Origin of the sequence: Pseudoduganella rivuli (assembly GCF_009674485.1) — a bacterium.
Lineage (GTDB): Bacteria > Pseudomonadota > Gammaproteobacteria > Burkholderiales > Burkholderiaceae_D > Rugamonas > Rugamonas rivuli_B.
In genome coordinates this window covers 325,604-348,425 of sequence record NZ_WKJJ01000006.1, presented here as the reverse complement: position 1 = coordinate 348,425, position 22,822 = coordinate 325,604, and the positions used below count along the sequence as shown (strand labels likewise).

19 protein-coding genes are annotated in these 22,822 nt (G+C 62.0%); 2 read left to right on the top strand and 17 right to left on the bottom strand.

Annotation, left to right across the window (positions count from 1 at the left end; translation table 11 throughout):
* Positions 1–35: 35 nt before the first annotated feature.
* From cheB to GJ700_RS12065, 17 genes are all read right to left on the bottom strand, one after another.
* Positions 36–1,061 carry a chemotaxis-specific protein-glutamate methyltransferase CheB gene (cheB, locus tag GJ700_RS12145; protein ID WP_154374018.1) on the bottom strand — a complete coding sequence of 342 codons (1,026 nt, stop codon included), beginning with the start codon at positions 1,059–1,061 and terminating at the stop codon, positions 36–38.
* Positions 1,058–3,388, bottom strand: coding sequence for a hybrid sensor histidine kinase/response regulator (locus GJ700_RS12140; RefSeq protein WP_154374102.1), 2,331 nt, complete (start codon positions 3,386–3,388; stop codon positions 1,058–1,060). Before GJ700_RS12140 ends, cheB begins: the two co-directional genes overlap by 4 nt.
* Positions 3,389–3,408: 20 nt before the next feature.
* Complete coding sequence (locus tag GJ700_RS12135; RefSeq protein ID WP_154374016.1) at positions 3,409–4,077, bottom strand: chemotaxis protein CheW; 669 nt, start codon at positions 4,075–4,077, stop codon at positions 3,409–3,411.
* Positions 4,074–5,375 (bottom strand): CheR family methyltransferase, encoded by a 1,302-nt coding sequence (locus GJ700_RS12130; protein ID WP_154374014.1) that lies wholly within the window; start codon positions 5,373–5,375, stop codon positions 4,074–4,076. The genes GJ700_RS12135 and GJ700_RS12130 overlap by 4 nt, the downstream gene beginning before the upstream one ends.
* On the bottom strand, positions 5,372–5,839 hold the full coding sequence (locus GJ700_RS12125; RefSeq protein ID WP_154374012.1) for a chemotaxis protein CheW: 468 nt from the start codon (positions 5,837–5,839) through the stop codon (positions 5,372–5,374). Before GJ700_RS12125 ends, GJ700_RS12130 begins: the two co-directional genes overlap by 4 nt.
* Positions 5,836–7,650, bottom strand: coding sequence for a methyl-accepting chemotaxis protein (locus tag GJ700_RS12120; RefSeq protein WP_154374010.1), 1,815 nt, complete (start codon positions 7,648–7,650; stop codon positions 5,836–5,838). Before GJ700_RS12120 ends, GJ700_RS12125 begins: the two co-directional genes overlap by 4 nt.
* 68 nt (positions 7,651–7,718) lie before the next feature.
* Positions 7,719–9,530: a methyl-accepting chemotaxis protein gene (locus tag GJ700_RS12115; RefSeq protein ID WP_154374008.1), complete on the bottom strand. Its 1,812-nt coding sequence runs from the start codon at positions 9,528–9,530 to the stop codon at positions 7,719–7,721.
* 196 nt (positions 9,531–9,726) lie between these two features.
* Positions 9,727–10,197: a VOC family protein gene (locus GJ700_RS12110; protein ID WP_154374006.1), complete on the bottom strand. Its 471-nt coding sequence runs from the start codon at positions 10,195–10,197 to the stop codon at positions 9,727–9,729.
* 21 nt (positions 10,198–10,218) lie between these two features.
* A complete protein-coding gene (locus tag GJ700_RS12105; protein ID WP_154374004.1) occupies positions 10,219–10,560 on the bottom strand; it encodes a hypothetical protein in 342 nt (113 codons plus the stop codon).
* Between the two features lie 110 nt (positions 10,561–10,670).
* Complete coding sequence (locus GJ700_RS12100; protein WP_154374002.1) at positions 10,671–11,012, bottom strand: YciI family protein; 342 nt, start codon at positions 11,010–11,012, stop codon at positions 10,671–10,673.
* Between the two features lie 60 nt (positions 11,013–11,072).
* Positions 11,073–11,468, bottom strand: coding sequence for a hypothetical protein (locus GJ700_RS12095; RefSeq protein WP_154374000.1), 396 nt, complete (start codon positions 11,466–11,468; stop codon positions 11,073–11,075).
* Between the two features lie 347 nt (positions 11,469–11,815).
* On the bottom strand, positions 11,816–13,048 hold the full coding sequence (locus tag GJ700_RS12090) for an argininosuccinate synthase (protein ID WP_154373998.1): 1,233 nt from the start codon (positions 13,046–13,048) through the stop codon (positions 11,816–11,818).
* Positions 13,049–13,067: 19 nt separating this feature from the next.
* A complete protein-coding gene (gene argF, locus GJ700_RS12085) occupies positions 13,068–13,991 on the bottom strand; it encodes an ornithine carbamoyltransferase (RefSeq protein ID WP_154373996.1) in 924 nt (307 codons plus the stop codon).
* Positions 13,992–14,111: 120 nt separating this feature from the next.
* A complete protein-coding gene (locus tag GJ700_RS12080; protein WP_154373994.1) occupies positions 14,112–16,940 on the bottom strand; it encodes an ATP-binding protein in 2,829 nt (942 codons plus the stop codon).
* Between the two features lie 138 nt (positions 16,941–17,078).
* Positions 17,079–18,002, bottom strand: coding sequence for a ribosome small subunit-dependent GTPase A (gene rsgA, locus GJ700_RS12075; RefSeq protein ID WP_154373993.1), 924 nt, complete (start codon positions 18,000–18,002; stop codon positions 17,079–17,081).
* Entirely contained in the window at positions 17,999–18,352 is a 354-nt protein-coding gene (locus GJ700_RS12070; RefSeq protein WP_154373990.1) for a 4a-hydroxytetrahydrobiopterin dehydratase, read from the bottom strand. Before GJ700_RS12070 ends, rsgA begins: the two co-directional genes overlap by 4 nt.
* A 2-nt stretch (positions 18,353–18,354) precedes the next feature.
* On the bottom strand, positions 18,355–19,620 hold the full coding sequence (locus GJ700_RS12065) for a M48 family metallopeptidase (RefSeq protein WP_154373988.1): 1,266 nt from the start codon (positions 19,618–19,620) through the stop codon (positions 18,355–18,357).
* 47 nt (positions 19,621–19,667) lie between these two features.
* Between GJ700_RS12065 and orn the strand changes: the two genes are divergently transcribed.
* Positions 19,668–20,255, top strand: coding sequence for an oligoribonuclease (gene orn / locus GJ700_RS12060; RefSeq protein WP_195763868.1), 588 nt, complete (start codon positions 19,668–19,670; stop codon positions 20,253–20,255).
* Positions 20,256–20,475: 220 nt separating this feature from the next.
* On the top strand, positions 20,476–22,803 hold the full coding sequence (locus tag GJ700_RS12055) for a BACON domain-containing protein (RefSeq protein WP_154373986.1): 2,328 nt from the start codon (positions 20,476–20,478) through the stop codon (positions 22,801–22,803).
* Positions 22,804–22,822 lie beyond the last annotated feature (19 nt).

Here is a 22,822-nt window from a genome sequence, read left to right as displayed (position 1 = left end):
GCGCCGGACGCTCTTGAGCAGGTATCGGATACCCGTTAGCTGCGGCTGCCGGTCGTACTGCGTAACATCGGCCCAATCTTGTCCAGCGGCAGAACCATCTGCGCGGCATCCAGTTCGACGGCGGCGCGCGGCATCCCATATACCGCGCTGGTGGCCTGGTCTTGCGCGATGGTGGTATGACCTGCCTGGCGCATCGCCAGCAACCCTTCCGCACCATCGCGGCCCATGCCGGTAAGTAAAACCCCTACGGCATCCCCGCGAAAATGGCGCGCCACACACCGGAAAAACACGTCGACGGATGGACGATAGGCGTAATCCCTTGGTGCTGCATCGTAACCCAAGCGATAGTCTTTATCCAGTACCAGGTGGTCGTTGCTCTTGGCCACCAGCACCACGCCATGACACAGGCCGTCGCCGTCGTCGATCACGCGTACCGGGATGGTCAGCTGCTCGCCCAGCCAGCGGGCGAAATGGTCGGCAAAGTTTTCATCGATATGCTGCACGACCACGATGGCGCAGCCGGGCGGCGGCGCCCATCCCGCCAGGATTTTCGACACGGCCACCGGGCCGCCGGTCGAGGCGCCGATCGCCACCAGCCGCGTGATGCCCGGATCGCGCGGTTCCGGCGCGGCAGTGGGGCTGCGCGGCTGCATGGATTGATTGCCGCCGCTGTGGCGAATCAGCTTGTCCATGGTGCGGATCTTGGCCAGCAATTCCGTGGCGCCATCCGCCTTGCCCTGCAACATCGGCGTGGCGGTGACGTCCAGCGCCCCGGCGCCCAGTGCACGGAACACCTGGTTGACGCTGTCCTGCGGCCGTCCCGTGACCACCAGGATCGCGCACGGGCTCTGTTCCATGATGCGGCGCGTGGCTTCCACGCCGTCGAGCTCCGGCATGTTCAAATCCATCAACACCAGGTCGGGACGGTTTTCCGCGCACAGGCGCACCGCTTCCACGCCGGTGCGGGCGATCCACACCACCTGGTGTTCGGCCGTGCTGGCCACCACGCGACGCAGCGCTTCGGCGGCCATGGCGACATCGTTGGCGATTCCGATCTTCATTTGTGGGCCTCTCCGATCAAGTCCGCAACGGCGTCGAGCAGGGTCTCGTCATGGAAACTGCCCTTGGTCAGGTAATAGTCGGCGCCGGCCGTCATGCCGCGCGCGCGGTCTTCCGGCCGGTCCTTGTACGACACGATCATCACGGGCACCTTGTGCAAGTGGATGTCTTTCTTGATCAGCGATACCAGTTCGATGCCGTCCATGCGCGGCATGTCGACGTCCGTGATAACGAGGTCGTATTCGCCGCTGCGCACCACGTTCCAGCCATCGATGCCGTCGATGGCGATGTCGACTTCAAAGCCGCGCCCTGTCAGCAGCTTGCGCTCCATTTCACGCACCGTCAACGAGTCGTCCACCACCAGGATGCGTTTCATGCGGCGCCGCTCCGCGTGGCCCGCGCGCGCCAGCTGGTGCAGGGCGCCTTCGTGCAGCAGCTTGTCGATCGACAGCAGCAAATCCGGCACGTCGAGGATCAGCACCGGTTCGCCGTTGTCGAGCAGGGCGGCGGCGGAGATGTCGCGCATCTTGCCGAAAATCGGGTCGATCGCCTGCACCGCCAGGCTCTCTTCGCCCCGGATCGCGTCGACCACCATGGCAAAGCGGCGCGCACCCGTGCCGATCACCACCACCGGCAACTCCTCTTCGGCGGCGCTGCTGTCCCCCAGTTCCAGCACTTGCGACGCCGACACCAGCCCCAGGTGTTCGCCGCCGTGATCGAAGAACTGTTTATTTTCCAGCGTATGGATGGCGCCCTGCGGCACCTTGATGACGCGTTCGACCTTGACGATGGGGATGGCATAGGCTTCGCCCTTGATGTCGACCACCAGCGCGCGCACGATCGATTGCGTCAGCGGCAATGTGATGTGAGTGGTAAAGCCTTTGCCCAGCTCGGACTCGATGCGTACCGTGCCATTCTGGTCGCGGATCGTATCGTGCACGATGTCGAGACCGACGCCACGGCCGGAAATTTCTGTGGTGTTTTCCTTCAGGCTGAAGGCGGGCAGGAATAGGAACTCCATCAATTCCGCCGGCGACATCGCCTGGGCCATTGCCTGGCTGGCCAATTTGCGTTCCACCACGGTGCGGCGGATTTTTTCCAGGTCGACGCCCCGCCCATCGTCGCTGATTTCAATCGACAGCATGCCGGCACGGTGGCGCGCCTCCATCACCACGGTGCCGCACGGCGGTTTGCCGGCGGCGGCGCGGTCGATCGGCGCTTCCATGCCATGGTCGACGGCATTGCGCAGGATATGGTTCAGCGGACTTTCGATGCGGGCCAGGATGTCGCGGTCGACCAGCGTATCTTCCCCCACGATGCGCAACTGCACATCCTTGCTCAGGCTGCGCGCCAGGTCGCGCACCATGCGGGGAAAGTGCATGACGCCATCGCGGAACGGGCGCATGCGCATGGCCAGCACTTCGTCGACCATGTTTTGCGACACGTTGAGCAGCTTGCGTTCCCAGTTTTCAAATTCGGCAATGTGTTCCAACACGAATTGCTTCAGCGGCTGCGCTTTTTGCAGCGCCATCAGCGATTTTTCCTTCAGCGCCGGATCCTGGCTGACGGAGATCGCTTCATGCAATTGCTCGATCACGGAAAACAGGCTGGACTGGCTGCGCTTGAAGCGCTGCATGGCGTGCAGCAGCGGATGCATCTGGTGCGCATGGATACGCGCTTCGCTGGCCAGCGACAGCAGGCGGTCGAACGATTGCGCGGATTTCAGCGGGGCAGGGCGGCCGCCCGGCGCCTGCGTCGGTTCGTCGCTGTCGGCAGTGGGCGCCGGCGCTTCCGTGTTGCCGGACGCCGCTTCCGGCGCCACCTCGGCAGGCGCCGGCGCCGGTACAGGTGCAGGGGCAGCGACAGGCGGCGCAGCGATGCCGGACGGCGCGGCAAATACAGGCGGCAAGTCCAGCGGCTCCGGCAGGAACGCGATACCCTGGATCGCACCGAGCGTCTTCTGGAACAGCGCGCTGTTGGCGGCCAGCCAGGGCGCGACGCCGGCATCGTCGAGGCGCGACACTTGCAGCACCAGGTCGACCCCGGCCAGCAGCACGTCGACGCGGTTCGGCGTCAGCTTCAGTTTGCCATGCTGGGCGGAGACGAAGGCGTCTTCCATTGCATGCGCCAGCTGCACCACGGCATCGAGTCCCACGATGGCCGCCGCGCCCTTGATCGAGTGCGCCGCGCGCATCATCGGTTCGACCGCGGAGGCATCGGCGCCCGTGCGTTCGACCGCCAGCAAGCCGTCTGTGAGGATCATGGTTTGCGCGTCCGCTTCCATGCGGAACAGCTCCTGCATGGAAAACTGGCTCAGGTCGCCATTCATGTCCCCATGTCGTTCGTCGCTCAACGCAGGCTCCTCGCAAATTGGTGGCCCAGCAAGCCCGCATCCAGGCAGCCGATCATCATGCCATCGTGGCTGATCACGCCGGTGAGAAAACGCTGCAAACCTTTGTTGATGGTGGCGGCAGGCGCCTGCACCGTGGCCGATGCATAGCGCACGATCCCGTGCAGGTCGGACACCGGCAGCGCATACGACTGTTGTTCCCATTGCACCAGCAGCAGGCGGGCGAACGTATGGCGGCCCGTGCGCGGCGTGGTCTGTACGGCGGCAATGCCCAGCAGGTCGGCCAGTGCAATGCACGGATACAGCTTGCCGCCCACGTTGACGACGCCCGCCAGTCCCCGCGCATTCCGGTGCGGCAAGCGGTGCGGCAACGCCTGCGGCGCCACCAGTACGAACATCGAAGTGGGCAGGGCCAGCCATTCGTCGCCGATGCGAAATACCATGCCGGAACTGTCATGCAGGACGTCGCCGCCGGCCGGCTGGCTGAAATGCTCCGCCCAGGAACGCTGGTAATCATCGCCCACCGCGCGCTGCAAATTCAGTTGCGCAGCATGGGCATACACGCCGCAATTGCGGCAGTGGATATGCTGCTGCAGCAGTTCGCAACTGTGGTCGCCCCGAACACCGATGCGGTTCCAGCAATCGGTAATTGTTTCTTGCACCGTCATAGATCGGCTTTCGTTGCATTGTTGCGCTGGTAAATACGGCGCGCCCGCGCTTTCAGCGTGGCTGCGGCGTCAGGCTCGCCTTGCTGTTCGGCCAGCAGCGCCAGGTGGCATAACGCTTCATAGTGGTCCGGCTGCAAGTAGATGCAGCGGCGCCAGAATTGCTCCGCTTCCCTGGCATCCTGCGCCTGCTCGCGCAGCATGCCAAGGATGAAATACGCTTCGGCGGCGGCCGGCGATTGGGGATCGGCAGCCAGCACGGACTGGCACGCGGCGGCGGCCTGCTGGTGCTGGCCACGGTCGGCCAGCGCCCGCGCGTTCGAGATGGCCCCCGCCTGTGCCGGTGGCGGCACAGGCGGCACGGCTGCTTTTGCGCTCCGGGCCGGCGGCGGGGGCGGCACCACGGCAGGACGGCCCGGGAGCGGGATGGCCGGGGCGGCGTGTGCGGGCCGCGGCACGGCGCGCCGTTCCGGCAGCGTACGCGCCGGCAAGGCGTCGCCCGGCCGGGGCATCGTCGCATAGCGGGGCGCCGGCGCGGTGTCTTTTTTCAGTGCAAACGCAAAGCGGTGCGGCAACGGTGTAAAGCCATGCTGGGTGAAGGTAGGCACTTCCGCATAGCCGGCAAACAGCACGCCGTCATCGTCCAGCATGGCGGACAGGCGCGCGATGGCATTGGCTGTCGTGGGCTTGTCGAAATAAATCAGCAGGTTGCGGCAGAAAATCACGTCGTAATAGCCGGCGAAGGCGGCGGTGTCCATGGCCAGCAGGTTGCCCTGGTTGAAGCGCACCTGCGCCCGGACGGTATCGGCGACACGGTAGAGGTCATTGCCGAGGGCTTCGAAGTAGCGGTCGCGGAACGACAGGTCCTTGTTGCGGAACGCATTGCGGCCATAGACGCCGGCCCGCGCGCGCTCCACGCAGGCGGAACTGAGATCAAGCGCATCGATTGCGAAATTGGTGGGAGCCACGCCGGTATCGAACAGCGCCATCGCGATCGAATAGGGTTCTTCGCCGCCGGCGCATGGCACCGACAGGATGCGTACGGTACGCTGGCCATCGGCCAGCCGCGCCTGCACGTAATCGACTGCGGCTTCAAATGCTTGCGGATCGCGGAACATCCACGATTCCGGGACCACCAGCAATTCCACCAGTTCGGCCAGTTCACCGGGCGACAGCGCAGTCAGGTAATGTTCGCGGTTGACCTCGCCGGTGCGCTCCATGCGCTGGCGAATGGCGCGCTCGGCCTGTGCGCGCGAGACGTTCAATCCTGTCGCATGGCGGATCATGGCCTGTACGCTCATGCCGCCTCTCCGGGAAACAGCGCATTGCGCACGTCGGCCGGCAGCAGCCTGTCCAGCACCACCAGCTGAACCATGCCCGCGCCGCCGCCGGCCTGCGCATGCCCGTTGACCTGGCCCAGGAAAGGCGCGGCGCGCACGCCGGGATCGGTCCAATCCTTGTCACTGATTTCCTGCACGCCCTGGACCCGTTCCGCCAGCAAGCCCAGCGCGTGTATTGCCCCACCGGGCGCGCTGTAATCGGCCAGTACGATGCGGGTGTCGAAATTTTCCGCGCTCGATTCATAGCCCGCCAGGCGCGCCAGGTCGATCACGGGCACCGGCTGTCCATGTAAATTCATCAGGCCCGCCACCGCATGCGGCGCCAGCGGTACGCGCTTCAATTCCATCAGCGGCAGCACGCGCAGGATTTGCCGCAATGGTAATCCGTAGCGGTCGGGGCCGATATGGAACACAAGCAGCTTCATGCGCTCACCGCGAAGGTCGTGACGCTCGATTGCAAATCGCCGGCCGCAAATTGCAGCTGGCGTACCGCTTCGCTGGTGGATTTCAGCGAATCCACGGTTTGCTGTGTCGCGTCGTTCAACTGCATCATGGTTTCCGAGATTTGCTGGGCGCCCACGGCTTGCGACTGCATGCCTTGCAGCACGGCGTCGAATTGCGGCGCCAGCTTTTGCACCTGGCCCATCACGCCGGATAACTGTTCCACCACTTGCCGCACTTCCGTCACGCTGCGGCGGATTTCCTCGGAAAACTTGTCCATGCCCATGACACTGGCCGACACGGCCGATTGCATTTCCTTCAGCATTTGCTCGATGTCCCAGGTGGACACGGAAGTCTGGTCGGCCAGGCGGCGGATTTCCGTCGCCACCACGGAAAAGCCGCGGCCCGCTTCGCCGGCTTTTTCCGCCTCGATGGCGGCATTCAAGGACAGGATGTTGGTCTGGTCGGCCACCTTGGTGATGGTGGCCAGCACGCTGTTGATATTGCTGGCCTTCTCGGACAGGGCGGCCAGCTTGGCGTTGATGGAATCCGTGGCGGACACCATGTGCTGCATGGTCTGGTCCATGCGCTGCAGGTTGTCCTGTGCTTCGGCGGTGGCGCTGGTGGTGTAGTCGGCCACGGCGGTGGCATCTTCCATGGTCTTCAGCAATTGCTGGGTGTTCGACGAGATTTCCTTGGTGGTCGACAGCACTTCGACGCTGGTCTGTGCCTGTTCCACGCCGGTCGCTTCCTGCTGCTTGGCGGAGGCGGCGATTTCCGTGGCCGATGTGGTGACCTGGATGCCGGCTTTTTGCACGTTGTTGATCAGGGCGCGCAAGTTGTCGAACATGGTGGCCAGGCCGTTGCCCAGGCGCCCGATGGCGTCGTCGCCCGTGACGGCGACCTTACCCGTCAGGTCGCCCGAGGCCGCCTTCGATACCGTGCCGAGCAGCGCATCGACTTTGCTGCGCAAGTCATTGGCGGCAGTGATTTCGCGCTGCAAATTGTCCTGGATCGCTTGCGCCATGCGGTTGAATTCATGGCCGACCCGGCCCAGCTCATCGCTGGAAATCACATTGACGCGCACCGACTGGTCGCCGGACGCGATACGGCCGACAGCCTGGAGCAGGTTGCCCAGCGGTTCCGTCAGCGCCTTGACCAGCAGGTAAGCGATCGTGGCCGCCAGTACGACACACAGGGCGCCGCCGCCGGCCAGCACCATCAGCATGGTGTCGCGCAATTGCTCAGTATTTTTAGCACGGATATCCGCCAACCGTTCTTCTTCCTCCGATGCCTGCTGTATTGCCTTGTCCATGCCGCCGATGGCGGCCAGTGCATTTTTCATCAATTCTGAACGGCCCACCTGGTCGGACGCATCGGCCGCATTGCCCAGTGCGCGGCGCATGGCAATCTGGTTGCGTACAAAACTGTTGAACCAGCCATGCACCATGGTTTCAATCTGGCGGAAGCGGCCGTTTTGCAGTGGATTGTCGGCGGTCAGTTGGACGGCCAGGGAAGTATGGGTATGCAGTGCCTGTTCCATGCTTGGCATGGACGCCAGCAAGGCTTCGTTGCCGGTCAGGATATAGGCGCGAACAGCCCCCTGGATTTGCAAGGCGGTGGTTTCCACGCGGTCCGCGGTCTGGATCACTTCCATCGTGTGCTTGTCCAGCCGGTTGGCCTCGGACAGCCGAATGAAATTGACATAGGCAGAAGCCAGCAGCACCAGCAGGATCGCCAGGATGGCGCCGAACCCGGCATACAGTTTTTTCTTGATACTCAGGTCTCTCAGCATGATTTCTCCACCCACGTAACATGGCGATGATGTGAACCCATTGTGCCATGTGTGGCAAACGGGGCTGGTTACGTATTGATTGCAAACGTGGCCACGCTTGATTGCAAATCGCCAGCCGCAAATTGCAGCTGGCGTACCGCTTCGCTGGTGGATTTCAGCGAATCCACGGTTTGCTGTGTCGCGTCGTTCAACTGCATCATGGTCTCGGAGATCTGTTGCGCGCCGACCGACTGCGATTGCATGCCTTGCAGCACGGCGTCGAATTGCGGCGCCAGCTTTTGCACCTGGCCCATCACGCCGGATAACTGTTCCACCACTTGCCGCACTTCCGTCACGCTGCGGCGGATTTCCTCGGAAAACTTATCCATGCCCATGACACTGGCCGACACGGCCGATTGCATTTCCTTCAGCATTTGCTCGATGTCCCAGGTAGACACGGAAGTCTGGTCGGCCAGGCGGCGGATTTCCGTCGCCACCACGGAAAAGCCGCGGCCCGCTTCGCCGGCTTTTTCCGCCTCGATGGCGGCATTCAAGGACAGGATGTTGGTCTGGTCGGCCACCTTGGTGATGGTGGCCAGCACGCTGTTGATGTTGCTGGCTTTCTCGGACAGGGCTGCCAGCTTGGCGTTGATGGAATCGGTGGCGGACACCATGTGCTGCATGGTCTGGTCCATGCGCTGCAGGTTGTCCTGCGCTTCGGCCGTGGCGCTGGTGGTGTAGTCGGCCACGGCGGTGGCGTCTTCCATGGTCTTTAGCAATTGCTGGGTGTTCGCTGAAATTTCCTTGGTGGTCGACAGCACTTCGATACTGGTCTGTGCCTGTTCCACGCCGGTTGCTTCCTGCTGCTTGGCGGAGGCGGCGATTTCCGTGGCCGACGTGGTCACCTGGATGCCGGCTTTTTGCACATTGTTGATCAGGGCGCGCAGGTTGGTGAACATGGTGGCCAGGCCATTGCCCAGGCGCCCGATGGCGTCGTCGCCGGACACTGTGATTTTGCCGGTCAGGTCGCCGGCGGTGGCTTTCGATACCGTGCCGAGCAGGGCGTCGACCTTGGTGCGCAATTCGTTGGACGCCGCCACTTCGCGCTGCAAATTGTCCTGGATCGCTTGCGCCATGTGGTTAAAGGCGTTGCCGACCTGGCCCAGTTCATCGTTGGACGTGACCTGGACGCGGGCCGACTGCTCGCCGGCCGCAATGCGGCTGACTGCCTGCAGCAGCGTATTGAGCGGCTCCAGCAGCGCACGCCCCAATTGCCAGCCAATAATGGCGGCCAGTACCGCCACCAGTACGCCGCCACCGCCCAGCAGCCATTTTTGTGTCTGGTGCAATTCCTGCGTTGCCGCCGCGCGGAGCACCAGCAAGCGGTTTTCCTCCGCATTCATTTCAGTGATCAGCTTGCGCACTTCCGCAATGATTTGCGCGCCATTCAGCACATCGGCGGCCGTGGCCACCTGTTGCGACACGCCGACTTTTTTATTGAGTTCCCGCCGCTTTTCCAGCAGCGGCTTGATAATGTTTTGCACCCAATCCACCATCAGCGGCCCCATTTTTTGCAGGCGCTTTTGTTGCTCGGCATTGTCGGATGTCAGGCGCACCAGGTTGGCGTGGTGGGTGCGCATGGCCTCTTCCTCACGGGGAATATTTTCCACCAGCGATTCATTCCCGGTCAGCATGAAGCCGCGCGTGGAATTCTGGATTTGCAGCACCGCGACGGCAATCAGGTTGGTTTCCTGTAAGACTTCGCGCGTATGCCGGTCCCATTCGTTGGCTTCGGACAGGCGGTTGAAATTGTTGTATGCGATGGCAAGCAGGACCAGCAGCAAAGCAACAATTGCCCCCAGTCCAGCGGTAAGCTTGGTTTTGATTCGCAAGTCTTTCATCGTCTCTCCTTGATAGAAATCAAAGTGTAGCGCTGACGGCAACAAAATGGGGGAGAAACGATGTGGGCGGGCGCACCCGGTGAGGCGTTGCCAGTCCGGATTTTAGTAAGGGATAGTGCGAAACCGTGCGGTTTCGCGCGGTGTAGCGGTCGTTAGCGACATCGGCCCTGCGAGCCATATGACGGCAATTCAACGGTTACGTCTTGATGGGATCCTCGCGGGATCCCTGCTGGCCGAGCTGCTGGGCGAGGCCGATAAGAATGCCCTCCGGTCCCCGGATATAGCACAGCCGGTACACGTTTTCATACTGGACCACTTCGCCGACGAGCGTTGCCCCCCGCTTGATAAGCCGAGTGACCGTGTCATCGATGTCTTCCACGGTGAACATGACGCGCAGGTAGCCCAGCGCGTTCACCGGCGCGGCACGGTGGTCGGCAGCAATGGCCGGCGCCAGGAAGCGCGACAACTCGAGCCGGCTGTGACCGTCGGGCGTACGCATCATGGCAATCTCGACGCGCATGCCGCGCAATCCGGTGACGCCATCGGCCCAGTCGCCTTCAATCGGCGCACGGCCTTCGAGGTCGAGCCCGAGTTCGGTGAAGAATGCGATCGCGGCGTCGATGTCTTCCACGACGATGCCGACGTTGTCCATGCGTTTAACGGTCATGATGGTTCCTTGGGTGACAATTCATGAGCGCGCCGGCTGCGGCGCGCTCCCTGCGGTATGGGTGAGAGCTACCACCTGAAAGCATTGTTTCCTGATGTCATCGGCAGCATGGAGATATCGTTCTCGTAGAGCACCAGATAACTTCTCAGGAATGTACCCGATATCGGAAACTGCCATCAATGCAATCAACATCTCGTCGATCGCTGCCACTTTTGCAAGACCGGGACGCGGCATAACTGGCCAGAACAGTCCGAGAATCTTTGTTTTAGCAAAATACGTCGCATACACCATATCTTCGCGAGTCTGGTACAGAACCAGCGAATCAACCGCTCGCTTCCAGGCTGAAGGGAAGAAGGCAGTCATCGCCTCGACTTCTTGTCGAGTAAGTGCATGACGGACGCCATTTTGCCTCACCACTTTCATAATCGGGATGCCAAACCTGCTTGTGTTAACTTGTTCGAATTGTGTTGCACTCAGGATTGAGGATCGAACCCGAAGACGCGTAGTTCTTGCGCGCACAGGCAAGCCTTCGCTAGGCGCGCGGCCCACGCGACAGCCTCTTCGCGCGAGGGCAGGTCAAGCACGGTCAAGCCGCCGTCAAGCGGGCGCGCCCACGGGTAGCCACCTTCGGTGACCATGCGGTCGGCTGAGACGAGCACGGGCGGCACGTTTTCGTCGATGCCGCCGGCGAAGACGTAGACGCCGGCGGCCTTCGCCTGTTCGATCACGGCGTGCGCGTCGCGGCCCACCGCTTCCATCTCACCGTCGGGTACCGCCATCGCCGCGCTCGGAAAGGAGATCAGGTACTTGGCCATGGTGCGCTTTCCTTGGAGAGTGATGGCGGTTGCAAAGTGTGCGCAGTCCAACGTGCAGAATCAGCCGCGCCGCAAGGCGTCGGCTGGATTGATTTGTTGGGCTCTCTCTTCGGCTTCCCTGGCAAGCTCGCGCACTTTAGCTGCCTCGACCCCATGATTTTTCTCCGCCAAAGCATCAGCAAGGACGCAGAGATAAATATGTTCTGGTACGAGTAACTCATATCCGCCATCTAGCATTTGATCAGTGAAAACGAAGACGAGAACATAGCCAACGGGAATATGAATTCCCTCCACCTCAATCTGATATGGGTCGAGGTCTTCGGGATAGTTCACGCCGGTGCCGTTATTGCTATTGCAGTAGCCTTTCCGAAGCGTGGCAAAACCAGCTAATTGCCGAAGGCTCGACCATTCCGAAATAGCTTCACGGCACGCATTTTTTTGTTCGGATGAGGTCATCAAGTTCCGCTCGCAGCCCAACGTGAAATAGCCGCCCCAACAGGTGCGTCGTCTCCCGACAAAGCCCCGGGAATCCGCAACAGAGGCGCAGCATCTTTCTTTTATTATCAAATAGTTACTTCACTTTATCACAGCCTAATGCTAATTCCAAACGCACCACCCACCGAGCATCGCAGGAAAAAGCCGTCTTAAGGCAGCCCCCGCAGGTGGAAAGCGGTAGAGGCATCCCCGGCATGACTTCTGACCGTCAGGCCCAGTTGGGCAAACGCGGCACGCGCCAGTGCGACTTGAACCTGCCATGAAAAAAGGCCGCATCGCTGCGGCCTTTGCATGAGGCGGGGAAAGCCTTACTGGCCGCGCTTCTGGCGTGCGTTGGCGGCGATGCGCATACGCAGTGCGTTGAGCTTGATGAAGCCGCCTGCGTCAGCCTGGTTGTAGGCGCCGCCGTCTTCGTCGAAGGTGGCGATGGTCTGGTCGAACAGCGAATCGGTCTTCGAATCGCGCGACACGACGATGACGTTGCCCTTGTACAGCTTGATGCGGACCCAGCCGTTCACGGTTTGCTGCGTGTGGTCGATCAGCGTTTGCAGTGCAACGCGCTCCGGCGCCCACCAGTAGCCGTTGTAGATCAGCGAAGCGTAGCGTGGCATCAGGTCGTCTTTCAGGTGGGCCACTTCGCGGTCCAGCGTGATCGATTCGATGGCGCGGTGCGCGCGCAGCATGATGGTGCCGCCCGGCGTTTCATAGCAGCCGCGCGATTTCATGCCGACGTAGCGATTTTCCACCAGGTCCAGGCGGCCGATGCCGTGCTTGCCGCCCAGGCGGTTCAGCTCGGTCAGCACGGTGGCAGGCGACATGCGCACGCCGTTCAGGGCAACGATGTCGCCTTTTTCAAATTCGACGTCCAGGTATTCAGCCTGGTCCGGCGCCGCTTCCGGCGACACGGTCCAGCGCCACATCGATTCTTCGGCTTCCGCACTTGGGTTTTCCAGGTGGCGGCCTTCGAACGAGATGTGCAGCAGGTTGGCGTCCATCGAGTATGGCGCGCCGCCGTTCTTGTGCTTCATGTCGATGTCGATGCCGGCGTCTTCCGCGTACTTCAGCAGTTTTTCACGCGACAGCAAATCCCATTCGCGCCACGGTGCAATCACGCGCACGCCTGGTTTCAGCGCGTAGGCGCCCAGTTCGAAACGCACCTGGTCATTGCCTTTGCCGGTCGCGCCGTGCGAGATGGCGTCGGCGCCGGTCTCGTTGGCGATTTCGATCAGGCGCTTGGCGATCAGCGGACGGGCAATCGACGTGCCCAGCAGGTATTCGCCTTCGTACACGGTGTTGGCGCGGAACATCGGGAACACGAAGTCGCGCACGAATTCTTCGCGCACGTCGTCGATGTAGATGTTTTCAGGCTTGATGCCGAACTTCAGCGCCTTGGCGCGGGCCGGTTCCAGTTCTTCGCCCTGGCCCAGGTCAGCCGTGAAGGTGACGATTTCGCATTTGTAGTTATCCTGCAGCCATTTCAGGATCACGGAGGTGTCCAGGCCGCCCGAGTAGGCGAGGACGACTTTTTTTACATCGCTCATTGCTTTTCCTCTTAAAAGATTATTTGTCCAAACGGCCCAAGAGCAGGAACTCGATCAGTGCTTTCTGAATATGCAGGCGGTTCTCCGCCTCATCCCACACCACCGATTGCGGGCCGTCGATGACGTCGGCCGACACTTCTTCGCCGCGGTGGGCGGGCAGGCAGTGCATGAACAGCGCATCGGGCTTGGCGCGCGCCATTTTCGCGCTGTCGACGATCCAGCCGTCGAACGCTTTCAGGCGCGCCGCGTTTTCCGCTTCGTAGCCCATGCTGGTCCACACGTCCGTGTTGACCAGGTCGGCGCCCTGGCAGGCGTCGGACGGGTTTTCAAAGAACGTGTAGCGCTGCGTGTTGACCAGTTTCATGTCCAGGTCGTAGCCCTTCGGCGTCGACACGTTCACGTGGAAACCAAAGATTTCCGCCGCTTGCAGCCACGAATACAGCATGTTGTTGGCGTCGCCCACCCACGCCACCGTCTTGCCCTTGATCGAGCCGCGGTGTTCGTAATACGTGAAGATGTCGGCAAACACCTGGCATGGATGGTGTTCGTTGGTCAGGCCGTTAATCACTGGCACGCGGGAAAACGCCGCGAAGCGCTCGATGATTTCCTGGCCAAACGTCCGCACCATGATGATGTCGCACATGCGGGACATCACCTGGCCCGCGTCTTCCACGGGTTCGCCGCGGCCCAACTGGCTGTCGCGCGTGTTCAGGTAAATCGCCGCGCCGCCCAACTGGTGCATGCCGGCTTCGAACGACAGGCGGGTTCGGGTCGAGTTTTTATCGAACACCATCACCAGCGTGCGGTCCACCAGCGGGTGGTACGGCTCATAGTTCTTGAACTTGCGCTTGATGACGGTAGCGCGCTCGATTACGTATTCATATTCTTCCAACGACAGGTCGGAAAACTGGAGGTAATGCCGGATCGGTTTTGCGGTAGACATAATGACAACGTAGTAGGCGCCGACAGAGGCGGGGGTGCCTGTATCGCCAGCTTAGCAAAACATTATACGGCGAAATTGTAACGGTGGTGAAAATGGTGGCATATCGGTTATGTAGGGCGGTCAATGGTAAATCGCGGCCGGCCCCGCGTCTTCGTGCTGCGGTGCAGTCAACGGTAAATCCAGCGTAAACATGGTGCCATCCGTCCCGCTGACGACGCTGATCTGCCCACCCAGCAGCGACGTGACGATGTTGTAACTGATCGACAAGCCCAGCCCGCTGCCACCCTGGCCCAGCTTGGTGGTGAAGAATGGATCGAAAATGCGCGACAAGTGGTTCGGCGCGATGCCGCCGCCATTGTCGCTGAACTTGATCAGCACGCGGGCGTCGCCGTGCGCCGCGGCGCTCAGCACCATGCGCCCGTGTGGTTTGTTTTCAAACGCGTGCAGTAATGCATTATTGATAAAGTTGGCAATCACCTGGCCAAACGGGCCGGGATAGCTGTCCATCGCCAGGCCGTCCGGCACGTCGTATTCGATCGCATGGTTGGCATTGCGGATGCGGTTCATCATGGTGGCCACGATTTCATGCGTGACTTGCTGCAAATTGAACATGCGGCGCTGTTCCGTGGTGCGGTCCACCGCCACCTGTTTGAAGCTGTTGACCAGGTCGGCCGCGCTGGTCAGGCCCCGCATCACCAGTTCCGATGCTTTCCTGGCGTCGGCAATGTAATTGGACAGGTCCGAGCGGCGCAGGCCGGCGCCATTCATCCGGGTTTCGAGCTCGGCTGTCTTTTGCTGCAAGGTGCTGGCGATCAGCAAGCTGTTGCCGATCGGCGTATTCAATTCATGCGCGACACCGGCCATCAGCGAACCCAGCGCGGCCAGCTTTTCCTGCGATACCAGCTGGGTCTGCGCATTTTGCAGCTGGCGGTACGCTTCCGCATTGTCCAGCGCGATGGCGCCATAGGCGCACAAGGTGCGGAAGATCAGCCGTTCCCGTTCGCCATAGGCGCACGCCAGCAGCGATTGCACCGTCATCACGCCCAGCGTCCGCTCGCCCGCCAGCAGCGGCACGTACAGGCCGGACAGGTTGGGGCAGGTGCCGGGCGTGACCGCATAATGCTCGCCCCTGGACAAGTCTTCCACGTACACTTCGCGCCGTTCCAGCAGCGCCCGCACCGAGTACGACGTCCGGGAATCCAGCGGGATCGTGTTGGTCGGCAGCGGGATGCCGCCTTCCAGGCCGAAGGCGCGCACCAGGGCGGCCGCGGCGGGGTCGTGCAGGTAAATCGCAAACGTATGGGCTGGCAGCAGCGCCTGCACGTGGCTGTTCAGCACGTTGAACACGGCGGACGCGTCCAGGTGCGCGGTAATTTCCTGGCCGATGCCGGACAGGTGTTCCAGGGTGGCGCTGGTTTGCAGCAGCAATTCGGCGCGGCGCGCTTCGGCGGCGGCCAATTCCAGGTGGTGCTGGCCTTCGGCGCGCGCATGTTCGGTTTTGTGGTGTACCTGCATGGCGACCGCGCGGTTGGTGGCTTCTTCGCTGTGCGTCTTGTCCCACGCGGCGCGCGCCGCCAGCGACGTTGCATACGCTTGCTGGTAACTGCCGGCCTGCGCATATTCGTGCGCCACCGCGTCGAGCAAGTCGCCCGGCAACGTATAGCCTTCGATAGTGTTGCCCACCGCCATGGCCTGGTGCAGGTAGTGCAGGCTGGCGTTCAGTTCCGTCATACCTTCCGGGGCCGGCAGCGCGTGGCGGCGGTGGATGATGGCCAGCACGCGCAGCGCCAGGATCTGGTGGTACACATTGTTTTGTTCGGCCGCCAGCCGCACCGCTTCGTGGGCGGTGTCCAGCGCTTCCTGCGGCCGGTCCAGGCATGACAGCGCATGTGCCTGGCCGCGCTTGGCCACGGTGAAAAAGTCGGCCTGCTGCAGGGCGGCGGCGCGCGCGCCCAGCCGGGTAAATGCATCGAGCGCGCCGGCGTAATCGTCCTTGTCGAGCGACAGGTCGCCCAGGTATTGCAGCGCAATGGCATAGCTGCGCGCACCGGACACGGGCGCCAGGATCTCGAGCGCTTCGCGCAGCAATTCCTCGGCGGCGTCGATGCGGCCCAGACGGCGCATGGTATCGGCCGTGTGCATCAGGCTGGCGCCCACGCTGCGGGGCCAGCCAGTGGGCCGCGCCAGGTCCAATGCGCACTGCATCCATTCCAGCGATGCCTGGTGGTTGTTCAGGTTGGTATAGTCTTCGCCGATATTGGTGGCGGCGGTAATCGCGATGCGCAACTGGCCCGTTTCCAGCGCCATTTCGTAGCACTGGATATAGTGGCCGGCCGCCGTGCCGAAATTGCTGGACTGGCTGCAGGCAATGCCAAAGTAATCGTTGACCCAGGTGGCGATATCGGCCGGCAGCGTCCGGAAGTCGGCGCCGTTGCTGCGGATCAGGCGATCAGTCCAGTATGCCGCGCAAGTGGGGTTGCGCAGGATTTCCCAGCGCCCCGTGACGGCTTCGATGATGCGTTGGCGTTTCCGGTCGCCGGCCGCTTCGGCGGCAGCCAGCGCCAGCGCCAGTTCCGTGTCGCGCCGGCCATGGTCGCCCCGGTCGATGGCGATCCACGCTTGCAGCCAGTGCGCGTCGGCGCAGCCGGCCTGGTCGCCGTACTCGCACAGCGCGGAAAACGCTTGCTGGGCCTGCGCGTCGGCGGCATCGAGCGCGCCATTGAGCCATTGCACTTCGGCCCGCGCCAGTTGCATGCGGGCGCGGCCGCTGACGTCATTGGGACCGAGCAGGGATTGGGCTTCCGTCGCCAGTTTGTCGGCACGGGCGCTGTCGCGCTGGCGCATATGCCAGGCCAGCGGCAGCAGGATCGGCAGGCGCGCGGCGCCACGCAGGGGAAGCAAGGCAACTTCCCACTGTGCGACTTCGTCGTCGACCGCGAACATGTCCATTGCAAGCCCCTGTATGCGGATGCTCTTTGTTATTAAAAGCTTCTTGTCACAATAATGCTCTAGAGCATTGAAAGGTGCAATTGGCTTTTTAAATGGCTGACAAGATAGTTGCTAAATATTTAAGTCAACCGGAAATGCTTAATAGAGCGTCTGCGATGACTCGTGCAACAGTTGTCCATACAGTTCGTGTCGCATTTTCGCGATGTCGCCTTTGGCGACCGCATCCAGTACAGCGCACTGGGGCTCGCTCAGGTGGCGGCAATTGTAGAATTTGCAACCACCCAGATACGGGCTGAAATCGCGGAACGCCCGCTCCAGCATGCCTTCCGTCAGGTGGTACAGGCCGAATTCCTGGAAACCCGGCGAGTCGATGATCGCCGTGTCGTCTCCCAGACCGGGTATCGAATACAGGCGGGTAAACGTCGTCGTGTGCTTGCCCGTGTCCAGCGCTTCGGAAATTTCGCGGGTGGCGATGTCGGCATCCGGCACGATCAGGTTGATCAGCGACGACTTGCCCATGCCGGACTGGCCGATCAGGATCGAATGGTGGCCGGCCAGCAGCGGGCGCAGGGTCTCCACCGTTTGCTCCGGGTGCGCCTTGGCGGACACTTCATGCACCGGGTAGCCCAGCTTCGCATACACCTGCAAGCGTTCGCGCGCGCGGGGCAGGGCGGCTTCCACGTCGGTCTTGTTGAGGATCAGCCGCACTTCGATGCCGGCCGCTTCCGCCGCCACCAGTGAGCGCGACACCAGGTCGTCGGAAAAGCCGGGTTCCGTCGCCACCACGATGAACAGTTGCGTGACGTTGGCGGCCAGCAGCTTGGATTTGTACTGGTCCGAGCGGTACAGCAGGGTCTTGCGTTCTTCAATCGCATCGATGACGGCCTGGTCGGCCGACGTCAGCGTCAGCTTGACCAGGTCGCCCACGGCCACATTGGTTTTCTTGCCGCGCGTGACGCATTGCAGGCGGTGCAGTTCGCCATCGATGGTGGCGGTGGCCAGGTAATGGCGGCCATGCGCCGCGATCACGGTACCGATCAGTGCTTGCTTGGTCTTGCTCATTGAGGCTCCGCTACCAGTGCGTCAGCTTTGGCAGCGCAGATGAAATCGTTGATGGACAAGCCGCCTTTGCCGTTATTCACGGAATGCGTGTCGTACCGCACCACGCAGCGGTTGTAGGCGACGGTCAGTTCCGGGTGGTGGTCCTGTGCGTGCGTGACATAGGCCAGCGCATTCACGAAAGCCAGCGTTTTGTAATAGTCGGCAAAGGCGAAGGTGCGCGCCAGTTTGCCATTTTCCAGCGTCCAGGCCGGCAGCAGGGCGGCCAGGCGCGCCGCCTCCGTGTCGGACAGCGCATCCTTGGCGGGCGCGCAGTGCAGCGCCAGCAGGTTTTTTGCAGAATCGATTTTCATGATCAAACTCCCAGGTTCAAGTGCCGGATACGGATGCTGGCCGGCGGGTGTGAATCATAAAAGGCCGAATGCAGCGGGTCGGGCGTCAGGGTCGACGCATTGTCTTCATACATTTTCACCAGCGCCGAGACCAGGTCGCGCGCATCCGTATGTTGCGCGGCAAAGGCATCGGCTTCGAATTCGTGCTTGCGCGACGACAGCGACGTCAGCGGGCCGAACAGGAACGTAAACACGGGCAGCACCAGCATGAACAGCAGCAGCGCCATGGCATCGTTACTGGCGCCGGGCAGCGCCAGCGGGTTGACGCCCAAGCCCGCGTAAAACCACGGTTGCGTTTTCAGCCAGCCCAGCAGCGCGAGGAAGCCCAGCGACAGGGCGAACATCACGCCGATGCGCTTGATGATGTGCTTGAGCTTGAAGTGGCCCAGTTCATGCGCCAGCACCGCTTCGATTTCCTGCGGCGCCAGGCGCTCGATCAGCGTATCGAAAAACACGATGCGCTTGGCCGCGCCAAAGCCGGAAAAATACGCATTGCCGTGCGCGCTGCGCTTGGAGCCGTCCATCACGAACAAGCCCTTGGAGGCAAAACCCACGCGGTCCATCAAGCCCTCGATACGGGCTTTCAGCGATTCATCGGCCAGCGGCGTGAATTTATTGAACAGGGGGGCAATCACGGTCGGGTACAGCAGCATCAGCAAGACCTGGAAGCCGCTCCACACCGCCCACGCATACAGCCACCACAGGGCGCCGCTCTTGTCCATCAGCGTCAGCACCACCCACACCAGCGGCAGGCCGATCAGGGTACCCACGCCGATGCCTTTGACGATGTCCATGAAGAACAGGCCGGGCGTCATCTTGTTGAACCCGAAGCTTTCCTCCAGGCTGAACTGGCGGTAATAGTCGAACGGCAAATCGACGAGGCCGGAAATCGCGGCATAGGCCACCAGCAAGCCGATCTGGTACGCCATGCCGGGCCCGGTCAGTTGATACACTTCGACCGACAGCCATTGCAGGCCGCCCAGCAGGGTAAAGCCGACCAGCACGGCGGCATGGGCCAGCATGGACAGCATGCCGAACTTGGTGCGGGCAATGGTGTAGTCCGCCGCCTTTTGATGGGCATGTAACGCAATCTTTTCCGCGAATTCCGCGGGCACGGCGCTGCGGTGCGACAGCACGTGGCGGATATGGCGCGACGCCAGCCAGAAGCGGACGGCCAGTGTCAAGATGAGGAAAGATACGAACAAAATCGAAAACGCGTGGATATACATTCTGTGCCTGTGAGAAAATGGCGGATTGTTTTGGCCAAGAGAGAATTATGTCACAAGCGACCGGAATCCCAACCACCGCCCCTGCCCAACAGCGTCCCAATGAGATGAATCTGGTATGGGTCGACATGGAAATGACCGGACTGGAGCCGGAAACGGACCGTATTATCGAGGTGGCGATGATCGTCACCGATATGCACCTGAACATCCTGGCGGAAGGTCCCGTATTTGCAATTCATCAATCCGATGAAACCCTGGACAAGATGGATGCGTGGAACAAAGGCACGCACGGCCGTTCCGGCCTGACCGACCGCGTCAAGGCGTCCACCGTGACGGAAGCGCAGGCGGAAGCGGAATTGATCGCCTTCATGAAGCAATGGGTGCCAAAAGGCAAAGCCCCGATGTGCGGCAACACCATCGGCCAGGACCGCCGCTTCATGGTGAAGTACATGCCGAAGCTGGAAGAGTTCTTCCACTACCGGAATATCGACGTGTCGACCTTGAAAGAGCTGTGCAAGCGCTGGAAACCGGACATCGTCGCCGGCTTCAAGAAACACCAGAAGCATACGGCGCTGGCCGATATCACGGAGTCGATTGAAGAGCTGCGTTACTACCGCGAGCACTTCATCAAGTTGTAAGCTTTTGCACAAAAAACGGGCCAGCATGAACTGGCCCGTTTTTTTTCGTCCCTTCACCAGTGCGGCAGCCGCACCACAAACCATCGCCCCGTTTCGCATTTGCTGGCCTCAGGCGCCAGCCTGATGGCATAGTAAGAGGCCATCAGAGCATGTTCCTCAGGAAATGTTGCTCATGGTACACTTGTCTGATATTTAACGGCGCTGTACAGGCACATTACACATGAAGAAAATCATCACGGCTTGCATGCTGGCGGCTTTGGCCGCCTGCGGTGGCGGCGGCAGCGGCAGCTCCAGTACCGGCACCAATACCGGCACGCCCACGGAAACGTTCCGCATCTCCTTCAGCACAGCCACGCTGAACTTCGACCTGGTGGAAGGCAAAACCACCCCTGTCACCCGTACGGTGACGGCCACGGCCAATACCACCACGACGAAACCCGTGGTCTTCACGGCGGACGTGACCGGCCCCGGCATCCTGACGCCCGTCGCCGTGGAAAACGCGGGCGCGCTGGCCAGCAATATCGTGATTTCCGCCGATCCGACGCTGAAAGCGGGCACCTATACCGGCACCATCAAGCTGCAGGCGTGCACCACCTCGGCTTGCACGGAAGCGCATCCCGGTTCGCCGCAGAGCGTCAGCTACACGATCACCGTGCGCGCGGCCATCAAGCCGTCGCAGGCCGAGGTGGCGCTGTCCTCGTTTGAAGGCGGCACCAGCACCACGCTGGCGCTGGGCGTGACGCAGCCGGCCGGCTCGGGCGACGTCAGCTATAAAGTCACGTACCCGACGGGGCAGAGCGTGCAGTGGCTGAAAGTCACGCGCAACACCACCACCGGCGGGCTGGACCTGCAAGGCGTCGCCACGGGACTGGCCGCCGGCACGTACACGGCGGACCTGGAACTGGTGTCGCCACAGCCTGAACTGTCGAGCAAGGTGCCAGTGACGTTTACCGTCAGTTCCGGCGTTGCGGTTGCCGAGACCGTCAATATCGACCTGGCCAGCGCTACCGTGCCGGACGCCATGAAGGGTGAACTGACCGTGACGGCGACCACGGCCGGCACGTGGACGGCGGCCAGCAACCAGACGTGGCTGAAGGTCGATACGGCAACCGGTTCGGTCGGCGGCAAGATGGCATGGCACGTGGACCCGACGCTGGCGGCCGCGCTGGCCAACAATACGGTGCACACGGCCAATGTGACGCTGACCATCACGGGCATTCCCGCGAAAACCATTGCGTTCAAGCTCAACAAGCACCTGGCCCAGTTGCGCATGGCCGATACCTATGCGCTGCGTCCCGGCACCGCCGGCACCGTGCTGGTGTATGGCACCGGCTTGTCGGCTGTCGACGGCCAGAATGTCGCCATCCGTGTCGGCACGTTCGCGCCGACGGCGTTCTCGACCCGGGACAATGTGCTGACCATGTTCATGCCGGCGCTGGACGCGGGCACCTATGACGTCACGCTGAGCAATTCGTCCGGCATGCTGGTGTCGAAAACCACGCTGAAAGTGGCGGCCCCGCAAACCTACACGTACCATGCCGTGCCCACCACGGGCGACAAGGCATCGCTGCTGTGGGATGCCGACAACAAGGCGCTGTTTGTCATCAATGCGCAAAAAACCATTGAGCGCTATGCGGCGGGATCGACGGGCACCTTCACGCGCACGGCCACCAATGCCTTCCCCAATGGCGTGGAAGCGATCGGCCTGACGCGCGACCACAGCGCCTTGATCGCGTCGTCCGGCGCGAATACCTTCCTCAAGCTGGCCGTGGCGGACCTGGCGCTGCAGCAAACCTGGCCGGTGGGCACGTGGACCGCGCAACCGGACTACATGCGCAATCCGCTGCCGGTGCTGGGCGATAACCGTGCAATGATTTCCAACTATGGCATGCTGGATCTGGACACCGGTGCGGTGACCGCCTATAGCGGGCCGCTGCTGAGCGGCCTGGCGCCGTATGGCATTGTGGCGCCGAATGGCGCCAGCATGCTGGTGCCCGGTACCGGTGCGTCGCCGGGGCCGTTGACCTTGTATTCGGTGGAAACCGGCAAGTTTGCACCGCTTCCGCAGGCCACGGTGAGCAACGCGTTCAGCACCGCTTCGGCCAGCCGCGACGGTTCGTGGTGGTTGCAAGGCCGGTCGGTGGGCGGCGCGCTGACATTCAATGTGTATAACATCCTGGGACAGTTGCAGGGCGCGGTCAAACCACCGGCGGGCTGGACGCCGGTTGCCGGCGTCATCAGCAGCGACGGCAATACCGTGTACCTGTATGCGACCAACGGCACAGGCGCGCCCCGCGTGTACGTGTTCAATACGATCAGCGCGGTTGGCCCCGGCAACTATCCAATCCTGGGACAGATCCCGGTGACGGACCGCGCGGATTGCACCGGGACGTTCTCGCTGCCAAGCTGCATCAACAACGTCGCGCAAATGGTGATTGCGCATGACGACAAGACGCTGTTCATCATGGGCGACCGCAATTTGCTGGTGGTGCCGGTGCCGGGCACGCTGTCGCCGGCGCTGCGGATGGGCGGGCGCGGCGGCAAGTAAGCAGTAAAAAGGGGCCTGG

Bases quoted from the DNA above. Each gene is read 5' to 3' on its own strand.
- cheB (WP_154374018.1), bottom strand. From the start codon at position 1,061: ATGAAGATCGGAATCGCCAACGATGTCGCCATGGCCGCCGAAGCGCTG.
- GJ700_RS12140 (WP_154374102.1), bottom strand. From the start codon at position 3,388: ATGAATGGCGACCTGAGCCAGTTTTCCATGCAGGAGCTGTTCCGCATG.
- GJ700_RS12135 (WP_154374016.1), bottom strand. From the start codon at position 4,077: ATGACGGTGCAAGAAACAATTACCGATTGCTGGAACCGCATCGGTGTT.
- GJ700_RS12130 (WP_154374014.1), bottom strand. From the start codon at position 5,375: ATGAGCGTACAGGCCATGATCCGCCATGCGACAGGATTGAACGTCTCG.
- GJ700_RS12125 (WP_154374012.1), bottom strand. From the start codon at position 5,839: ATGAAGCTGCTTGTGTTCCATATCGGCCCCGACCGCTACGGATTACCA.
- GJ700_RS12120 (WP_154374010.1), bottom strand. From the start codon at position 7,650: ATGCTGAGAGACCTGAGTATCAAGAAAAAACTGTATGCCGGGTTCGGC.
- GJ700_RS12115 (WP_154374008.1), bottom strand. From the start codon at position 9,530: ATGAAAGACTTGCGAATCAAAACCAAGCTTACCGCTGGACTGGGGGCA.
- GJ700_RS12110 (WP_154374006.1), bottom strand. From the start codon at position 10,197: ATGACCGTTAAACGCATGGACAACGTCGGCATCGTCGTGGAAGACATC.
- GJ700_RS12105 (WP_154374004.1), bottom strand. From the start codon at position 10,560: ATGACTGCCTTCTTCCCTTCAGCCTGGAAGCGAGCGGTTGATTCGCTG.
- GJ700_RS12100 (WP_154374002.1), bottom strand. From the start codon at position 11,012: ATGGCCAAGTACCTGATCTCCTTTCCGAGCGCGGCGATGGCGGTACCC.
- GJ700_RS12095 (WP_154374000.1), bottom strand. From the start codon at position 11,468: ATGACCTCATCCGAACAAAAAAATGCGTGCCGTGAAGCTATTTCGGAA.
- GJ700_RS12090 (WP_154373998.1), bottom strand. From the start codon at position 13,048: ATGAGCGATGTAAAAAAAGTCGTCCTCGCCTACTCGGGCGGCCTGGAC.
- argF (WP_154373996.1), bottom strand. From the start codon at position 13,991: ATGTCTACCGCAAAACCGATCCGGCATTACCTCCAGTTTTCCGACCTG.
- GJ700_RS12080 (WP_154373994.1), bottom strand. From the start codon at position 16,940: ATGGACATGTTCGCGGTCGACGACGAAGTCGCACAGTGGGAAGTTGCC.
- rsgA (WP_154373993.1), bottom strand. From the start codon at position 18,002: ATGAGCAAGACCAAGCAAGCACTGATCGGTACCGTGATCGCGGCGCAT.
- GJ700_RS12070 (WP_154373990.1), bottom strand. From the start codon at position 18,352: ATGAAAATCGATTCTGCAAAAAACCTGCTGGCGCTGCACTGCGCGCCC.
- GJ700_RS12065 (WP_154373988.1), bottom strand. From the start codon at position 19,620: ATGTATATCCACGCGTTTTCGATTTTGTTCGTATCTTTCCTCATCTTG.
- orn (WP_195763868.1), top strand. From the start codon at position 19,668: ATGTCACAAGCGACCGGAATCCCAACCACCGCCCCTGCCCAACAGCGT.
- GJ700_RS12055 (WP_154373986.1), top strand. From the start codon at position 20,476: ATGAAGAAAATCATCACGGCTTGCATGCTGGCGGCTTTGGCCGCCTGC.